Source organism: Priestia sp. HNGD-A6 (assembly GCF_045784335.1).
GTDB classification, from domain to species: Bacteria; Bacillota; Bacilli; order Bacillales; family Bacillaceae_H; genus Priestia; species Priestia zanthoxyli.
The window spans coordinates 2,854,900-2,869,278 of record NZ_CP138621.1; the positions used below are offsets into that span (position 1 = coordinate 2,854,900).

At 38.7% G+C, this 14,379-nt stretch carries 15 protein-coding genes; 10 read left to right on the top strand and 5 right to left on the bottom strand.

Annotated elements, in window-relative coordinates:
• Positions 1-90 precede the first annotated feature (90 nt).
• Entirely contained in the window at positions 91-834 is a 744-nt protein-coding gene (hemQ, locus tag SCI76_RS14485; RefSeq protein ID WP_013059854.1) for a hydrogen peroxide-dependent heme synthase, read from the bottom strand.
• Positions 835-1,110: 276 nt separating this feature from the next.
• On the opposite strand from hemQ, the gene pta reads away from it, so the two are divergent.
• A complete protein-coding gene (gene pta / locus SCI76_RS14490) occupies positions 1,111-2,082 on the top strand; it encodes a phosphate acetyltransferase (protein WP_013059853.1) in 972 nt (323 codons plus the stop codon).
• A 31-nt stretch (positions 2,083-2,113) separates the two neighbouring features.
• Here the strand turns inward: pta and SCI76_RS14495 are convergent, their stop codons facing one another.
• Both SCI76_RS14495 and SCI76_RS14500 read right to left on the bottom strand, forming a co-directional pair.
• On the bottom strand, positions 2,114-2,965 hold the full coding sequence (locus SCI76_RS14495) for a biotin/lipoate A/B protein ligase family protein (protein WP_048021703.1): 852 nt from the start codon (positions 2,963-2,965) through the stop codon (positions 2,114-2,116).
• A gap of 128 nt (positions 2,966-3,093) precedes the next feature.
• Positions 3,094-3,768: an RsfA family transcriptional regulator gene (locus SCI76_RS14500; RefSeq protein ID WP_048021705.1), complete on the bottom strand. Its 675-nt coding sequence runs from the start codon at positions 3,766-3,768 to the stop codon at positions 3,094-3,096.
• 201 nt (positions 3,769-3,969) lie between these two features.
• Here SCI76_RS14500 and SCI76_RS14505 point away from each other — a divergent pair, with 201 nt between their 5' ends.
• From SCI76_RS14505 to SCI76_RS14515, 3 genes are all read left to right on the top strand, one after another.
• Complete coding sequence (locus tag SCI76_RS14505; protein ID WP_013059850.1) at positions 3,970-4,194, top strand: DUF1450 domain-containing protein; 225 nt, start codon at positions 3,970-3,972, stop codon at positions 4,192-4,194.
• A gap of 193 nt (positions 4,195-4,387) precedes the next feature.
• The gene (locus SCI76_RS14510; RefSeq protein WP_013059849.1) at positions 4,388-5,695 is read left to right on the top strand and encodes an HD domain-containing protein; all 1,308 of its coding nucleotides are present in this window, start codon (positions 4,388-4,390) and stop codon (positions 5,693-5,695) included.
• A gap of 23 nt (positions 5,696-5,718) precedes the next feature.
• On the top strand, positions 5,719-6,228 hold the full coding sequence (locus SCI76_RS14515) for a YwgA family protein (protein ID WP_033580386.1): 510 nt from the start codon (positions 5,719-5,721) through the stop codon (positions 6,226-6,228).
• A gap of 46 nt (positions 6,229-6,274) precedes the next feature.
• Here SCI76_RS14515 and SCI76_RS14520 read toward each other — a convergent pair whose 3' ends face one another.
• Complete coding sequence (locus tag SCI76_RS14520; RefSeq protein ID WP_013085497.1) at positions 6,275-6,460, bottom strand: 2-hydroxymuconate tautomerase; 186 nt, start codon at positions 6,458-6,460, stop codon at positions 6,275-6,277.
• A gap of 273 nt (positions 6,461-6,733) precedes the next feature.
• Here SCI76_RS14520 and SCI76_RS14525 point away from each other — a divergent pair, with 273 nt between their 5' ends.
• Positions 6,734-7,381, top strand: a complete 648-nt coding sequence (locus tag SCI76_RS14525; RefSeq protein WP_028411960.1) for a site-2 protease family protein — start codon at positions 6,734-6,736, stop codon at positions 7,379-7,381.
• Positions 7,382-7,397: 16 nt separating this feature from the next.
• Positions 7,398-7,910 carry a YwhD family protein gene (locus tag SCI76_RS14530; RefSeq protein WP_013085495.1) on the top strand — a complete coding sequence of 171 codons (513 nt, stop codon included), beginning with the start codon at positions 7,398-7,400 and terminating at the stop codon, positions 7,908-7,910.
• A gap of 38 nt (positions 7,911-7,948) precedes the next feature.
• Here SCI76_RS14530 and SCI76_RS14535 read toward each other — a convergent pair whose 3' ends face one another.
• Entirely contained in the window at positions 7,949-10,015 is a 2,067-nt protein-coding gene (locus SCI76_RS14535) for a transglycosylase domain-containing protein (protein ID WP_243495279.1), read from the bottom strand.
• A 266-nt stretch (positions 10,016-10,281) separates the two neighbouring features.
• Between SCI76_RS14535 and speE the strand changes: the two genes are divergently transcribed.
• The 4 genes from speE (at position 10,282) to argS (ending at position 14,360) form a co-directional block, all read left to right on the top strand.
• Positions 10,282-11,109, top strand: coding sequence for a spermidine synthase (gene speE / locus SCI76_RS14540; RefSeq protein ID WP_013059843.1), 828 nt, complete (start codon positions 10,282-10,284; stop codon positions 11,107-11,109).
• Between the two features lie 75 nt (positions 11,110-11,184).
• Positions 11,185-12,063 carry an agmatinase gene (gene speB / locus SCI76_RS14545; protein WP_028411962.1) on the top strand — a complete coding sequence of 293 codons (879 nt, stop codon included), beginning with the start codon at positions 11,185-11,187 and terminating at the stop codon, positions 12,061-12,063.
• Positions 12,064-12,252: 189 nt separating this feature from the next.
• Positions 12,253-12,693, top strand: coding sequence for a DUF1934 domain-containing protein (locus SCI76_RS14550; RefSeq protein ID WP_014457736.1), 441 nt, complete (start codon positions 12,253-12,255; stop codon positions 12,691-12,693).
• Positions 12,690-14,360: an arginine--tRNA ligase gene (gene argS / locus SCI76_RS14555; protein ID WP_033580387.1), complete on the top strand. Its 1,671-nt coding sequence runs from the start codon at positions 12,690-12,692 to the stop codon at positions 14,358-14,360. The genes SCI76_RS14550 and argS overlap by 4 nt, the downstream gene beginning before the upstream one ends.
• Positions 14,361-14,379 lie beyond the last annotated feature (19 nt).

Sequence of the window (14,379 nt, forward strand, 5' to 3'; positions counted from 1 at the left end):
CCACTTGGAAACAGGTTTTTTACAGGTGAAGCTCATTGATGTTCATTGCTCTAGGCGTTACAAAAGAGATGAACGCTTTTGCGGCTTAGTTTACACGTGTAAAAAGCGTGCAATAGCTTCTTCTTTTAATAAATTTCCGACAAAGAAGCTGCCAAATTCCCCGTAGCGAGCACTTACTTCGTCAAAACGCATTTCGTATACTAATTTTTTAAATTGAAGTACGTCATCTGCAAAAAGAGTAACGCCCCACTCGTAATCATCAAAACCAACAGAACCCGTGATGATTTGCTTTACTTTTCCAGCGTATTGACGTCCAATCATTCCATGACTGCGCATTAAGCTGCGTCGTTCTTCCATAGGAAGCATGTACCAATTGTCATTTCCTTGACGACGTTTATCCATTGGATAAAAGCAAACATGACTAGCTTTTGGTAAAGTTGGATATAGTCTAGCTTGGATTTGAGGATTTTCATAAGGATCCTCCCCAGCAGGTAAGTAGTTGCTTAATTCAACTACTGATACATATGAATAAGTAGGAATGGTAAACTCAGCAAGCTTGGTTTTGTTAAATTCTGTTTCAATTTCATTTAGTTCTTCCATAGTAGGACGAACAAGCATTAGCATAAAATCTGCTTTTTGGCCGACAATGGTATATAAAGCATGACTGCCTTGCTTTTCAGCTTCAGTTCCTTTCCATTTCTCAATCAAACCTAAAAATTCATGGATGGCCGCTTGGCGATCGTCGCTTGATAACTGCTTCCAAGCGCCCCAATCGATTGAACGGAAATCATGAAGTGCATACCAACCGTCTAATGTTTGTGCTGCTTCTGCCATTTCGTTTCACTCCTATTGTCCGATTATGATAAATTCCAATTCTACTATATCATAGTTTGTCCGAAGAACTGGAATGAAAAACCTGTGATTTTGTGACTAAACTTTAAACAATTGTTGCAAAGTAAAAACAGGTTTTATTTTGAGTGTTAGCGGAAAATTAAGAATTAAAAGACTTTTTCGTAATCATGGATTCTTGAAGGACATGCCTTTGATTTTTAAAAAAAGTGGAGTATCCTATTATGAGAAAAGTTTTTTACATATCGAGGAGGATTTACTTTGAGTGATTTATTTACAGGTTTAAAACAAAAAGTATCAGCTAGCGATGTATCAATCGTATTCCCAGAGGGATTAGATGAGCGCGTATTAGGTGCTGTTTCTCGTTTAGCTGCCGACAATATCTTAAAGCCTATCGTTGTTGGAAATAAAGACGCGGTAGCATCAAAAGCAGCAGAATTAAACGTAAAATTAGACGGTGTTGAGGTTTTAGATCCTCAAAGCTACTCTGAATTTGATGAAATGGTGGCAGCATTTGTTGAGCGTCGTAAAGGCAAAGCAACAGAAGAAGATGCTCGCAAAATTTTATTAGATGAAAATTATTTTGGCACAATGCTTGTTCATATGAACAAAGCTGACGGTCTTGTAAGCGGAGCTGCTCATTCTACAGCAGACACAGTGCGACCTGCTCTACAAATTATCAAAACAAGACAAGGTGTTAAGAAAACATCTGGCGTATTTATCATGGTTCGCGGCGATCAAAAATACGTATTTGCTGACTGTGCAATCAATATTTCACCTGACAGCCAAGATTTAGCTGAAATTGCTATCGAAAGTGCTCGTACAGCTGAAATGTTCGATATCGATCCTCGTGTTGCTATGCTAAGCTTCTCAACAAAAGGATCAGCAAAATCTCCGGAAACAGAAAAGGTAGCAAACGCAGTAGAAATTGCAAAAGAATTAGCACCAAGCGTAACATTAGACGGCGAATTCCAATTCGACGCAGCATTTGTTCCTTCTGTAGCTGAAAAGAAAGCACCAGGTTCAGTGATCAAAGGAGATGCAAACGTATTTGTATTCCCAAGCCTTGAAGCAGGTAACATTGGTTACAAAATTGCACAGCGCTTAGGAAACTTCGAAGCAGTAGGTCCAATCTTACAAGGTCTAAACAAACCGGTAAACGATCTATCTCGCGGTTGTAACGAAGAAGATGTGTACAAGCTTGCTTTAATCACAGCTGCTCAAGCACTTTAATAAAAAAACTCCGTCCTAGGGCGGAGTTTTTTTATTCGGCTAATGAACCCAACGCTTTTTCATTGCGGTCATACATGCGCTGCAGCTGCGTCTCAAACAGCATTTGTTCGGTAGCATTTAAAGGCATATTTACAAGAGAAGAGCTCATGCTATTCAGTGTTTGCAATAAAAGCAGCATGACATCAGAAACGGTTAAATCAATCTGTAATAGTTCAGATAGAGAAGCCATTGTATGAGGCTCGATATTTGGGTATGAAAATTTAGTTTCTGTGTTTTGGAGCCCTTTTTTGTAAAACTCTTGAATGAGAGAAGCGCGTTTAGAGCCGCTTCCGTTAACGCATAAGTAAATTTGTACGGCCACACCGCCGCGAACGCGTCGCTGTGAAATGCCTGCAAATTTTTGATTGCGAATGCTCAAATCAAAGCTGCCGGGACAATAGGATCCTACGATTTCCTTCGCTTCAATTGCGGTACCGTAAGATGCAAACATGGCCTTAATCAAATCAAACATGGCTTCATAGCCACGATCAATATCAATTCCTTTTTCTGCATCTGGAAAAATTAAAGAAATGTTTAGAACATCTTGATCAAGTACGACAGCGAGGCCGCCTGAATTGCGGACGATTGTTTTATACCCTTGTTCATGTAAATAAGCTGCACCTTCAGCCAGGTGAGGGAGCTTTGTATCTTGAATGCCTAATACAATCGTATCGTGATGCACCCATGAGCGCATGACAGCTGGAGATTCACCTCTTCCAACGGTTGTACAAAGCGTGTCATCGATGGCAAAAGAATGACGGGCATCAAAATGAGGACCTAGACTGGATTGATCAATAATACGCCAAGCGGGCTGTGCTAAAAGTTTCAAACTATTCTGCTGCATATCTCAAACCCCTTTATAAACAGTAAACGAACATATTATAGCATAAAGGCGTCAGGTCATTGTCTGTAAAATAGAAAAAGAAGAAAGCAGAGCCAAGTTGGACATCCCTCTTTCTTCGTTCGTGTAGCTTATTCAGCCATTTTCTCAAGATTTCCGTTACGATCCATTTTAAACGTAGTAGAAGAACGCTCTTCTTCATCAAATAGAGCTAACTTTCGCGCACGGTTCATGATTTGCATTAATGTTTCATAGTCTTCTTGAATAGTAGTAGCATTAGCTTCGAGATGTTTAATTTGTTTTTCCAACTCTGTGTTTTTCTTAGCTAACTCTGCATTTTCTTGCATCAAGCGTTTGTTTTCGCTTTGCAATGCTTGTAAATTGCTCGCTTGATTTGGCATTGTTTGCAAGAAGCGAATAACATCAGCCATTGAAAGCTCCTCACTGCTGCTTCTTTCTACGTGTGTTTCAGGTAAGTTATATGTTGCTGTAGGCGCAGACATCATTTGTTCCACATGCTCTACAGATGCTGGTGGCGTATATAATAATTTCTTTTTGCCTTGCTCTTGTCCAAGTGCACGCATACGCTGTTTTCGCTGTTTTTTAGCTAGCTGCAGTGCTTTTTCATACTGATGGCGTACAACAGCATTCCATCTGAATCCACATGCTGCTGAAGTTCGATTTAATTCATCTCCAACTTCTTCAAACGCATTCAACTGCGTACTTCCTTCGCGGACATGGCGCAATACTGTTTCAGCTAATAATAAGTCGTTTTCTTCTGTCCAAGCATCTTGTCTATCTTTCACTTTGTTCACTCCTCTATTTTCCATGACTCATAGTAATCATGTTTTGTAGTATCATCATGTACAAAAAATCCATACTTTATACCATTTCTTCTAGGAGTATGATAGATTTTGCTTCCTTCTTTAACTTGCATCGGACTTCAAATAGGGGTAAAATACCCCTTAGACAAAATGATGAACCAATTTTGAAAGGATTGTGTCAACATGGCAAATGAATTTAGAATTTGTGATGATTGTCAGGCAACAAACGTCAAAACGTTGTTACCTCGACTTAAAAAAATAGATGAACAAGCTGAAGTACAAATCGGTTGCCAGTCTTACTGTGGACCCGGACGTAAAAAGTCATTTGCATTTGTAAATAACCGTCCTGTAGCAGCGCCAACAGAGGACGAATTAATCGAGAAGATTGAAAAAAAAGTAAAAAAATAGATAGTGAAACAATAAATAGCTGCTTTTCTGCTACTTATTTGTCGAACGAGCTTCTTACAAACAGAATCGCCTTGTTTGTTAGGTAAATCACCTTGGTTGCTTGACAAGGTGATTTTTTATTCTGAATAGGAAAATAGGAAGTGAGTGTCGAAAAAATATAGCAACAACAAAGTGAAGATAGAGAGGTATGTAAATGACATATCCTAATGAAAAACTCAGTGAAGAAAAAGTATTTAAAGATCCTGTTCACCGCTATATCCATGTAAGAGATCGTGTTATTTGGGAGCTAATTGGGACAGCCGAATTTCAAAGGCTGCGTCGTATTAGACAGCTAGGAACGACATACTTAACGTTTCATGGGGCTGAACACAGCCGTTTTAGTCATTCCTTAGGTGTTTATGAAATTGTGCGCCGTATTATTGACGACGGTTTTCAAGGACGCCCTGAATGGAATGAAGATGAGCGTCTTCTTTGTCTTTGTGCTGCTTTACTGCACGATTTAGGTCACGGTCCGTTTTCACATTCATTTGAGAAGGTTTTCCACTTAGATCATGAAGAATTTACACAAGCCATTATCGTAGGTGACACGGAGGTAAATCAAGTGTTGACGAAAGTGGGAAAGGATTTTCCTAAAAAAGTGGCCGAAGTAATCGCGAAAACATATGAAAATAAGCTTGTCGTTAGTTTAATTTCCAGTCAAATTGATGCAGATCGCATGGATTATTTGCAGCGTGATGCGTATTACACAGGAGTAAGCTACGGTCACTTTGATATGGAACGAATTCTTCGTGTTATGCGTCCTCGGGAAGACCAAGCCGTGATTAAACACAGCGGTATGCATGCGGTTGAAGATTATATTATGAGCCGCTACCAAATGTACTGGCAAGTGTATTTTCATCCTGTTACGAGAAGTGCTGAAGTTATTTTGACAAAAATTTTACATCGCGCGAAAGAGCTCCATCATCATTACTATGAGTTCAAGCAGGAGCCCACTCATTTTTATTCGATTTTTGAAGAAGAAATATCGCTAAAAGAGTATTTGAAATTAGATGAATCTGTTATTTTATTTTATTTTCAAGCATGGGAAGAAGAAGAGGATGAAATTTTATCTGATCTATGCCGAAGATTTATGAATCGTCAGCTTTTTAAGTACATTGAGTTTAATCCAAATTCACAAATGAAAATGTGGATGGAGCTTACAACACTTTTTAAAAAAGCGGGCATTAACCCAGATTATTATTTAGTCGTCGATTCTTCAAGCGACCTACCATACGATTTTTATCGACCGGGTGAAGAGGAAGAACGTTTGCCGATTCATCTGTTGATGCCAAATAATGAAGTGCGTGAATTATCACGTCAGTCGGAGATTGTTGAAGCAATTTCAGGGAAAAAGAGAACCGATCATAAATTATATTTTCCACAAGATCTCATTGATCAATTGTCGTCTAAGCGAAAAGTTAAAGATCAGATTATAAACTTACTAAAAGGAGATCAGAGTTAAATAGTATAGGAGTTGAAGGGGCTGTGTTAAACGATCACGCAAAGATTGTGAAAGTATTTTCCGCGGCGGGAGAAGTTGTTGGCAGAAAAAAGTTACAAAAGATGATATTTATCGGAAAAAAACTGAAGTTTCCTTTTTATGAAAAGTATAATTTTCACTTTTTTGGACCTTATTCTGAGGAATTAACGCTTCGAATTGAGGAGCTGTGTAACTTGGGCTTTTTAAGTGAAATTAAAGAGAAAAAAGGCGGGTATATGCAGTATCGTTACGTATTAACAGAAGCGGGAGAAGGATTTTTAAGTCACTATGATTTAGAGCTTCCTCACTTGCAGGAATGTATGAAGGATATGAACGAGCAAAGCTCTAAATTTTTGGAGCTCGTCTCTACGATTTTATATTTTGATAACTTATCTAAAGAAGAAGTAAAAGAAAAAGTGTTTACGTTAAAGCGTAAGCAAAACTATACAGAAGAAGACATTGCAGAAGCATACGAATATATTGAAAAACTTCAGGCAACTCTGTCTGTACATTAAAAAGATGCCATAGGTCAACTCCTATGGCATTTTTTTTATGTAGGCGTTATTGATCGCTCATGCGCTTGCCCGCTACAGCGTAATGGTTTTTAGACATTTCTTCGATGATAATGGATACTTTTTCAGGTGATGCACCTGTTGTTTCTACAACAGCATCCGTCACTTTTTCAACAAGAGCTCTTTTTTGATCATCTGTACGGCCCTCAAGCATCTTAACAGTTACAACTGGCATAATGTGTACACTCCTTTTTGGTCAGTATATGATTAGTGTACCCGTTTTCTGAATAAAATGACAGTATGAGGTAGTGATGCAGGTCATAATCTGTAGTATACTTTTTATCATAACATCGATGCTAAAAACCAGGTGGGGCCATAGGGAGCCCATGTCTGGTTTTTGAGACCTTTGAGGCCATATTCAAGAAGTCTTGTATCCTTCTTCGTAAGCAAACGGTTTATTTAGTAGATATGATGTGTAGAAATTATTTTAAAATAAAGGAGATAAAGAGTGGAACATTTTTTAGCTTTTTCATTGCAAGACCTTCCTTACGTGGTGATGACCCTTATTGTTGCATTCACACTGCATGAGTTTGCACATGCGTATGTAGCTTATTTATTTGGAGACCACACGGCTAAAAAGCAAGGAAGGCTAACGCTTTCTCCGCTGGCACATTTAGATCCATTTGGAACGCTTTTGTTAATTATCGCAGGTTTTGGGTGGGCGAAGCCGGTTCCTGTTAATCGCTATTTCTTTAAAAAGCCTCGTTTAGCTGGTATTCTAGTATCGATAGCGGGACCGTTTAGCAACTTGTTGTTGGCATTTATCGGCTTGCTTATTTACTATTTGATGAACAATGCCGCAGTGGACAACGATGCGCTTTATCGTTTTTTTACATTATTTATTCAAATAAACCTAACACTAGGTGTATTTAACTTGTTGCCTTTTCCGCCTTTAGACGGCTACCGCGTGATTGAAGATCTCGTTCCGCCGTCTACGCGAGCCAAAATGACGCAGTATGAGTCTTGGGGTATTTTTGTATTTTTGATTCTTGTGATTACACCTCTGGATCGAATTGTAATCTGGCCGCTTCTAAACGGAGCAGCAACGTTTGTGATGAATATCTTTCAGCAGATATTAGCACCACTGATTTACTAAATAGAGGAGGCTTACTATGACTCAGCCAAAAAAGAAAAGTATAGGATTTAATATCATAAAAGACGATTCAACCGACGGCCACGGCGGCTACGGGGTTGGAGCGTTAAGTTTAGAAAACATTTCACCGGTTTTTGTTTGCCCAAGCGATGAAGAAGTATTTGTCGATATTGGTGCGATGCATGCCAGAAGTGTAGTAGAAAAAGGAATTAAGTTCTTACCGAATAAAGACGAGGTGCCAAACGGCAAGTTATATTGGCTTGTATGGGTAACGATTGATCGCAAGCAAGAAGGACCTTACTACGCAGGTATGACAGCATGTGAAATGACCGTTGATCGTGAAATTCGTCGCGGCTATAAGTCACTTCCTGAACATGTAAACAAAATGGATAAATCCTTAAAACGACGCATTATGGTAGAAGAAATGGATAACAAGTCTAAGGCTTTGCTTCGTGAGTTTTTGAAGTCTCATAATGAAGAAATCTGGACGTTATCTAATGATGACTTAAAAGAAGCGCTTCAAACATCGTAATGCTAAAAAAAGCTTAAGGCCAAGGCCTTAAGCTTTTTTTAATCAAACCATTTTGGGAACCAGTGAAATTTTTTACCTTCTGTTTCACGCTCTTTTTTCTTCGTTTTTGCTGCATGATCGATGTGATCAGTACAATATGTTTTAGGCTGTGTTCCAGTTAAATAATAAGCTTTATATTGAACAGGACATGATTTCGATGCTAACTTTCCATTTTGAGGATTAATGTTGACGCTCATTAATCCGTTTGGTGCTTTAAACTTTTCTTTTTTCTTCCCTTTTAAAGCATCTTCCATAAATAGCGCCCACATTTTTTTTGCGTATCCTTTTTCAGCTACATCATCCATTGTCCTTCCTTGATCATATCCAACCCAAACGCCTGAAACGAGCTGAGGAGAGTAGCCAATCATCCAGCTATCCGTAGAGGTTGTGCCGGATTTTCCCGCGTAAGGACGAGATACATATTTAGAAATAGGCTTTCCTGTGACGGTTGTATAGCCATTTAGCTTTTGATTAAACATGCCTGTCATTAAATGGGTAGTAAGAAAAGCATAGCGTCTATCAATGACTTGTTTCCGTTCAGAAGGAGCTTGATAAACAACTTCTCCGTCATGGGTTTCAATTCGTTTAATAAATGTTGGACGAATTTCTTTTCCGCCATTAGCAAAGATGCCGTACGCATTAACCATATCAATGACTTTGACAGGTGAAGTTCCAAGAGCTAAAGATGGAACTTTCTTTAAAGGTGATGATATACCAAGTGTTTTAGCGGTTTCGATCAAGCGATTTTCCCCAATGAACAAATGCGTTTTTACCGCATAAATATTGTCTGAAAGTGCGATGGCTTGAGCCATTGTAATAGGCGCATCTGCATAATAATTGTGATAGTTACTAGGCGTGTATGTCGAAACACCATCTTCTAATTTGAACGTCGTTTCTTCACTTTTCATTGGAGTGGATTCAGTAAAACCATCTTTTAATGCCGCATAGTATAAAAATGGCTTCATCGTTGAGCCAGGCTGTCTTACTGCTTGAGTAGCGCGGTTAAACGGGCTCTTTTCATAATCTCTTCCACCAATAAGAGCTTTCACTTGTCCATTTTGAGGATTCATCGCAACAAATGCACTTTGTACGTCTGAAGAGCTGCTGATAACATCTTTCATTTTTTCTTCTGCCGTTCGCTGCATCTTTTCATCCAGCGTTGTATAAACGCGAAGTCCATTTGTATAAATCATGGTTTCATCAATGCCTAAATCTTGCTTTAATTCTGCTAGCGCTGCATCCATAAAGTAAGAAGCGTCTTCTTTGTTAGGATCTTTTTCAGCAGGCTTTGAAAATGCTAGGGGAGTTACCAGCGCTTTTGTTGCTTGCTTCGACGTAATAATTCCATCCTCTTTCATGAGAGATAAAATGATATTTTGTCGTTTTTTTGCATTTTCCTGATGAATAAGAGGAGAGTAGTAGCTAGGGCCTTTTGGAATACCGGCTAACATACTCGCTTCACTTAACGTCAAATTTTTGGCGTGCTTATCAAAGTACAGCCTAGCTGCCGCTTCAATTCCATAAGCTCCATGGCCGTAGTAAATCGTATTCATGTAGCCTTCTAGAATTTGGTCTTTGCTATAATTCATTTCTAACCGAATCGTATACAGAGCTTCTTGAAGCTTTCGAGTCCACGTTTTGTCGTGCTCTAAAAACAAGTTTCGTGCATACTGCTGAGTAATAGTACTCGCACCTTGTACTTTTCCCATAGCTTTTATATCAGCTACAATTGCTCCGGCGATTCGATGCATATCAAAGCCGTGATGCTCATAGAAGCGCTTATCTTCAACGGCTAAAGTCGCATCTTTTACGTAAGGTGAAATTTGATTAAGTGAAACCCAGTAGCGCTTTTGTCCATTGTGAACTTCATCAAGAACTTTACCGTTTGCTGAGTAGAAAACAGCTGTTTGAGAAACGTTTAGCGGAGGGGGGCCAGCGATTTTGGCGTAGAGAAAGATGCTTATGTAGGCAAACAACAATAAAGCCCCCGCTAATATACCAAGGACGAGAAGAATTCGGAAGATGCGTCTTGCCTTTTTTAAATGTTCGGTTAATACCGTTTCCATTTCCATTCACCACCAATATGTGTCACTATGCACCGTACATGTTGCTTTCAACGCAACAAAATTCTATTAAAAGAGCGGCGCAAGTAGATTCTAAAGCTTGTATCTATCATCAGTATGAAATAGAAAAGGTGGTTTTAAACCTCCATTGCTAAAAATTTTACTTGCTTTTTTGCTGAATTCATCTATACTTTTTTCATGTTTGTATAAATTATGTTAGGGTAATCTATGCATAGGTTAATTCTCAAAATAGAAGGGAAGAGTTTGGAATGGAATTATGGTTCACAGAAAAGCAAACAAAGAACTTTGGTATTACAGCTAAAATTAATCGCACTTTACATACAGAGCAAACGGAGTTTCAAAAATTAGACATGGTTGAAACAGAAGAGTTTGGTAACATGCTCCTACTTGACGGTATGGTTATGACAACAGAAAAAGATGAGTTCGTTTATCATGAAATGGTTGCGCATGTACCGTTATTTACGCACCCAAATCCAGAAAATGTACTAGTTGTAGGTGGAGGAGACGGAGGCGTAATCCGTGAAATCTTAAAACACCCAAGCGTAAAAAAAGCGACGTTAGTTGATATCGATGGAAAAGTTATTGAGTACTCAAAAAAATTCTTACCTTCAATTGCGGGCAAATTAGAAGATCCTCGTGTTGATGTACAAGTAGATGACGGATTTATGCACATCGCTAAAAGCGAGAACGAATACGATGTCATTTTAGTGGATTCAACAGAGCCAGTGGGTCCAGCTGTGAATTTATTTACAAAAGGATTCTATGCAGGTATCTCAAAAGCACTTAAAGAAGATGGTATCTTTGTTGCTCAATCGGACAACCCTTGGTTCACACCAGAGCTTATCTCAAATGTTCAGCGTGATGTAAGAGAAATCTTCCCGATTACACGTCTATACGTAGCAAATATTCCAACATACCCAAGCGGTTTATGGACATTTACAATGGGCTCAAAGAAACATGATCCATTGGAAGTAAGCGAAGATCGTTTCTTTGATATTGATACAAAATATTACACAAAAGAATTGCACAAAGCGGCATTTGCCTTACCTAAATTTGTGCAAGATCTTATTAAATAAGTTATCACATACAAGTGAGATGCCAGAGGTTTAAGGCTGGCATCTTTTCTATGAGTAATGAAGGAGGAACAAAATATGCGTTTTGATGAAGCTTATTCAGGTAATGTATTTATTGGCAGTCACCCTGTTTTTGAAGAAAGTGAAGCGGTTCTTTACGGAATGCCAATGGACTGGACAGTTAGCTATCGTCCAGGTTCACGATTTGGCCCAACTCGTATTCGTGAAGTATCAATTGGATTAGAAGAATACAGCCCGTATTTAGATCGGGAGCTAGAAGAAGTGAAATATTTTGATGCAGGAGATATTCCACTTCCATTTGGGAATCCTCAGCGCAGCTTGAACATAATTGAAGAGTATATCGACCAGCTTTTAGCAGCGGACAAGTTCCCATTAGGCATGGGCGGAGAGCATTTGGTTTCTTGGCCTGTTATGAAAGCTATGTATAAAAAATACCCGGATTTAGCCATTATCCATATGGATGCTCACACAGACCTTCGTGAAGAGTATGAAGGAGAACCACTTTCTCATTCCACTCCAATTCGTAAAGTTGCTGAACTAATCGGACCGGAGAATGTTTATTCATTTGGTATTCGTTCAGGAATGAAAGAAGAATTTCAATGGGCAAAAGAAAACGGTATGCATATTTCAAAATTTGAAGTTCTAGAGCCGTTAAAAGAGATTCTACCAACACTTGCAGGTCGTCCTGTTTATGTAACAATTGATATCGATGTATTAGATCCAGCGCACGCTCCTGGTACAGGAACAGTAGATGCAGGCGGTATCACATCAAAAGAGCTTTTAGCTTCTATTCACGCAATTGCTAAATCAGATCTTCGTATTGTCGGAGGAGATTTAGTCGAAGTAGCTCCAATTTATGATCCGTCTGAACAAACAGCTAATACAGCAAGCAAGCTTATTCGCGAAATGATCTTAGGCTGGGTTCAAAAGAAATAAATAAAGTAAAAAGGCGGCCGCCTACGGCCGCCTTTTTTGTTTGAAATATGTGAGTACGTCAAACACAGTGAAAAAAGGAATTCTCGGCTTATCTATCATATTTCCTTTGAAGTATTATTGAATTCTTTCTTTAGAATGTTTATACTATTTAAGTTATAACGTATTCATTTTAATAAGGAAGTGTCTTTTGTGAGTAACGCTTCAGAAGTCAAAAAACCCATTGAAGTTAAAATTGTGACGGATATCCGTGATGGTCACCGAAAAGAGACAACATCGGTAAATGCAAAAGGTATGTATTATGAAAAAGGATCGAAAATTTATCTTACATACACAGAGCGCCAAGAGGAAATCGGAGATATTAGAACAATGGTAAAAATTAGCGAAGACGAAGTATCAATTAACCGAACTGGTGCTGTTCAAATGAAGCAATCGTTTCGTAAAAAGGTACAGATCGAAGGAACTTATATAAGCCCTTATGGACGTATGGATTTACTAACATTCGCTCATAACATTGAATATAAACAAATGACTCAAAAGGGTCGGTTATTTTTAACGTATGATCTAGAAGTACAGGGTCAGCCTACCGGGAAATATGCGTTAACCATTACATTCAAGGAGGAGAAAAAATGAACATCGTCGAACAAGTGCAGCAAAAATTAAAAGCTGAAATTCAAGATGCTGTGGTCAAAGCAGGACTTGCTGAAAAAGCAGAACTTCCAGAAGTTCTATTAGAAACCCCAAAAGATAAAACACATGGTGATTATTCTACCAATATGGCTATGCAGCTAGCTCGTATTGCCAAAAAAGCACCGCGTGTTATCGCTGAAGAGCTTGTAGCAAACTTCGATAAATCAAAAGCATCTATCGAAAAAATTGACATTGCAGGCCCTGGATTCATCAACTTTTATATGAATAACTCTTATTTAACAGAGCTTATTCCAACGATTATAAAAGCTGGCGAAGCATACGGTGAGACAAACGTAGGGAACGGACAAAAAGTACAGGTTGAGTTTGTTTCAGCTAATCCGACAGGAGATTTACATTTAGGACATGCCCGCGGTGCTGCAGTTGGAGACTCATTATGTAATGTTCTTGAAAAAGCAGGTTACGATGTGTCACGTGAATACTATATCAATGATGCTGGTAACCAAATTAATAACCTGGCTTATTCAGTAGAAGCACGCTACATGCAGGCTCTTGGTTTAGAGAAAGAAATGCCTGCAGACGGCTATCATGGTGCTGATATTATAAACATCGGAAAAGAGTTAGCAAAAGAGCACGGAGACAAGTATGTAAACGCCTCTGAAGAAGAGCGTTTTGAATTCTTCCGTCAATACGGATTAGATTATGAGTTAGCTAAATTAAAGCGTGATCTTGAACAGTTCCGTGTGAAATTTGACGTATGGTATTCTGAAACGTCTCTTTATAAAAATGATAAAATTTCAGTTGCACTTGAAACGTTAAAAAAACAAGGCCACGTATATGAAGAAGAAGGTGCTACGTGGTTCCGCTCTACAACATTTGGTGATGATAAAGACCGTGTGTTAATTAAAAATGACGGTTCATTTACGTACTTAACGCCAGATATTGCGTATCACCAAGACAAAATTCAACGCGGATTTGATAAGCTAATTAATATTTGGGGAGCCGACCACCATGGATATATTCCTCGTATGAAAGCGGCGATTCAAGCGCTTGGTTATGAAAAAGATACGCTGGAAGTAGAAATTATTCAAATGGTTCAACTGTATCAAAATGGCGAAAAAATGAAGATGAGCAAACGTACAGGTAAAGCAGTAACAATGCGTGACCTAGTAGAAGAGGTAGGCCTTGATGCAACTCGCTACTTCTTTGCGATGAGAAGTGCGGATACACATTTAGACTTTGATTTAGATTTAGCTGTTTCTCAATCTAATGAAAATCCTGTATACTACGCGCAATATGCTCATGCCCGTATTTGCAGTATTCTTCGTCAAGGTGAAGAGATGGGGATTCAATCAACATCTGGCGCCGACCTTTCATTAATTAGTGCAGAAAAAGAAATGGAACTGCTGAAGAAAATCGGAGAGTTCCCTCAGGCCGTAGCGGAAGCAGCAACAAAACGTATTCCGCACCGCATTACGAACTATGTATTTGATCTTGCTTCTACGTTCCATAGCTTCTATAATGCAGAAAAAGTATTAGACAGCGATAATATAGAAACAAGTAAAGCGCGTATTGAACTAGTGAAAGCTGTTCAAGTAACGCTTCAAAACTCCTTAAAACTAATTGGTGTTTCAGCACCTGAAAAAATGTAAATAAAAAAAGAGCCTCTTG

Bases quoted from the DNA above. Each gene is read 5' to 3' on its own strand.
- argS (WP_033580387.1), top strand. From the start codon at position 12,690: ATGAACATCGTCGAACAAGTGCAGCAAAAATTAAAAGCTGAAATTCAA.
- SCI76_RS14520 (WP_013085497.1), bottom strand. From the start codon at position 6,460: ATGCCAGTTGTAACTGTTAAGATGCTTGAGGGCCGTACAGATGATCAA.
- SCI76_RS14535 (WP_243495279.1), bottom strand. From the start codon at position 10,015: ATGGAAACGGTATTAACCGAACATTTAAAAAAGGCAAGACGCATCTTC.
- hemQ (WP_013059854.1), bottom strand. From the start codon at position 834: ATGGCAGAAGCAGCACAAACATTAGACGGTTGGTATGCACTTCATGAT.
- speE (WP_013059843.1), top strand. From the start codon at position 10,282: ATGGAATTATGGTTCACAGAAAAGCAAACAAAGAACTTTGGTATTACA.
- SCI76_RS14495 (WP_048021703.1), bottom strand. From the start codon at position 2,965: ATGCAGCAGAATAGTTTGAAACTTTTAGCACAGCCCGCTTGGCGTATT.
- speB (WP_028411962.1), top strand. From the start codon at position 11,185: ATGCGTTTTGATGAAGCTTATTCAGGTAATGTATTTATTGGCAGTCAC.
- SCI76_RS14510 (WP_013059849.1), top strand. From the start codon at position 4,388: ATGACATATCCTAATGAAAAACTCAGTGAAGAAAAAGTATTTAAAGAT.
- SCI76_RS14530 (WP_013085495.1), top strand. From the start codon at position 7,398: ATGACTCAGCCAAAAAAGAAAAGTATAGGATTTAATATCATAAAAGAC.
- SCI76_RS14505 (WP_013059850.1), top strand. From the start codon at position 3,970: ATGGCAAATGAATTTAGAATTTGTGATGATTGTCAGGCAACAAACGTC.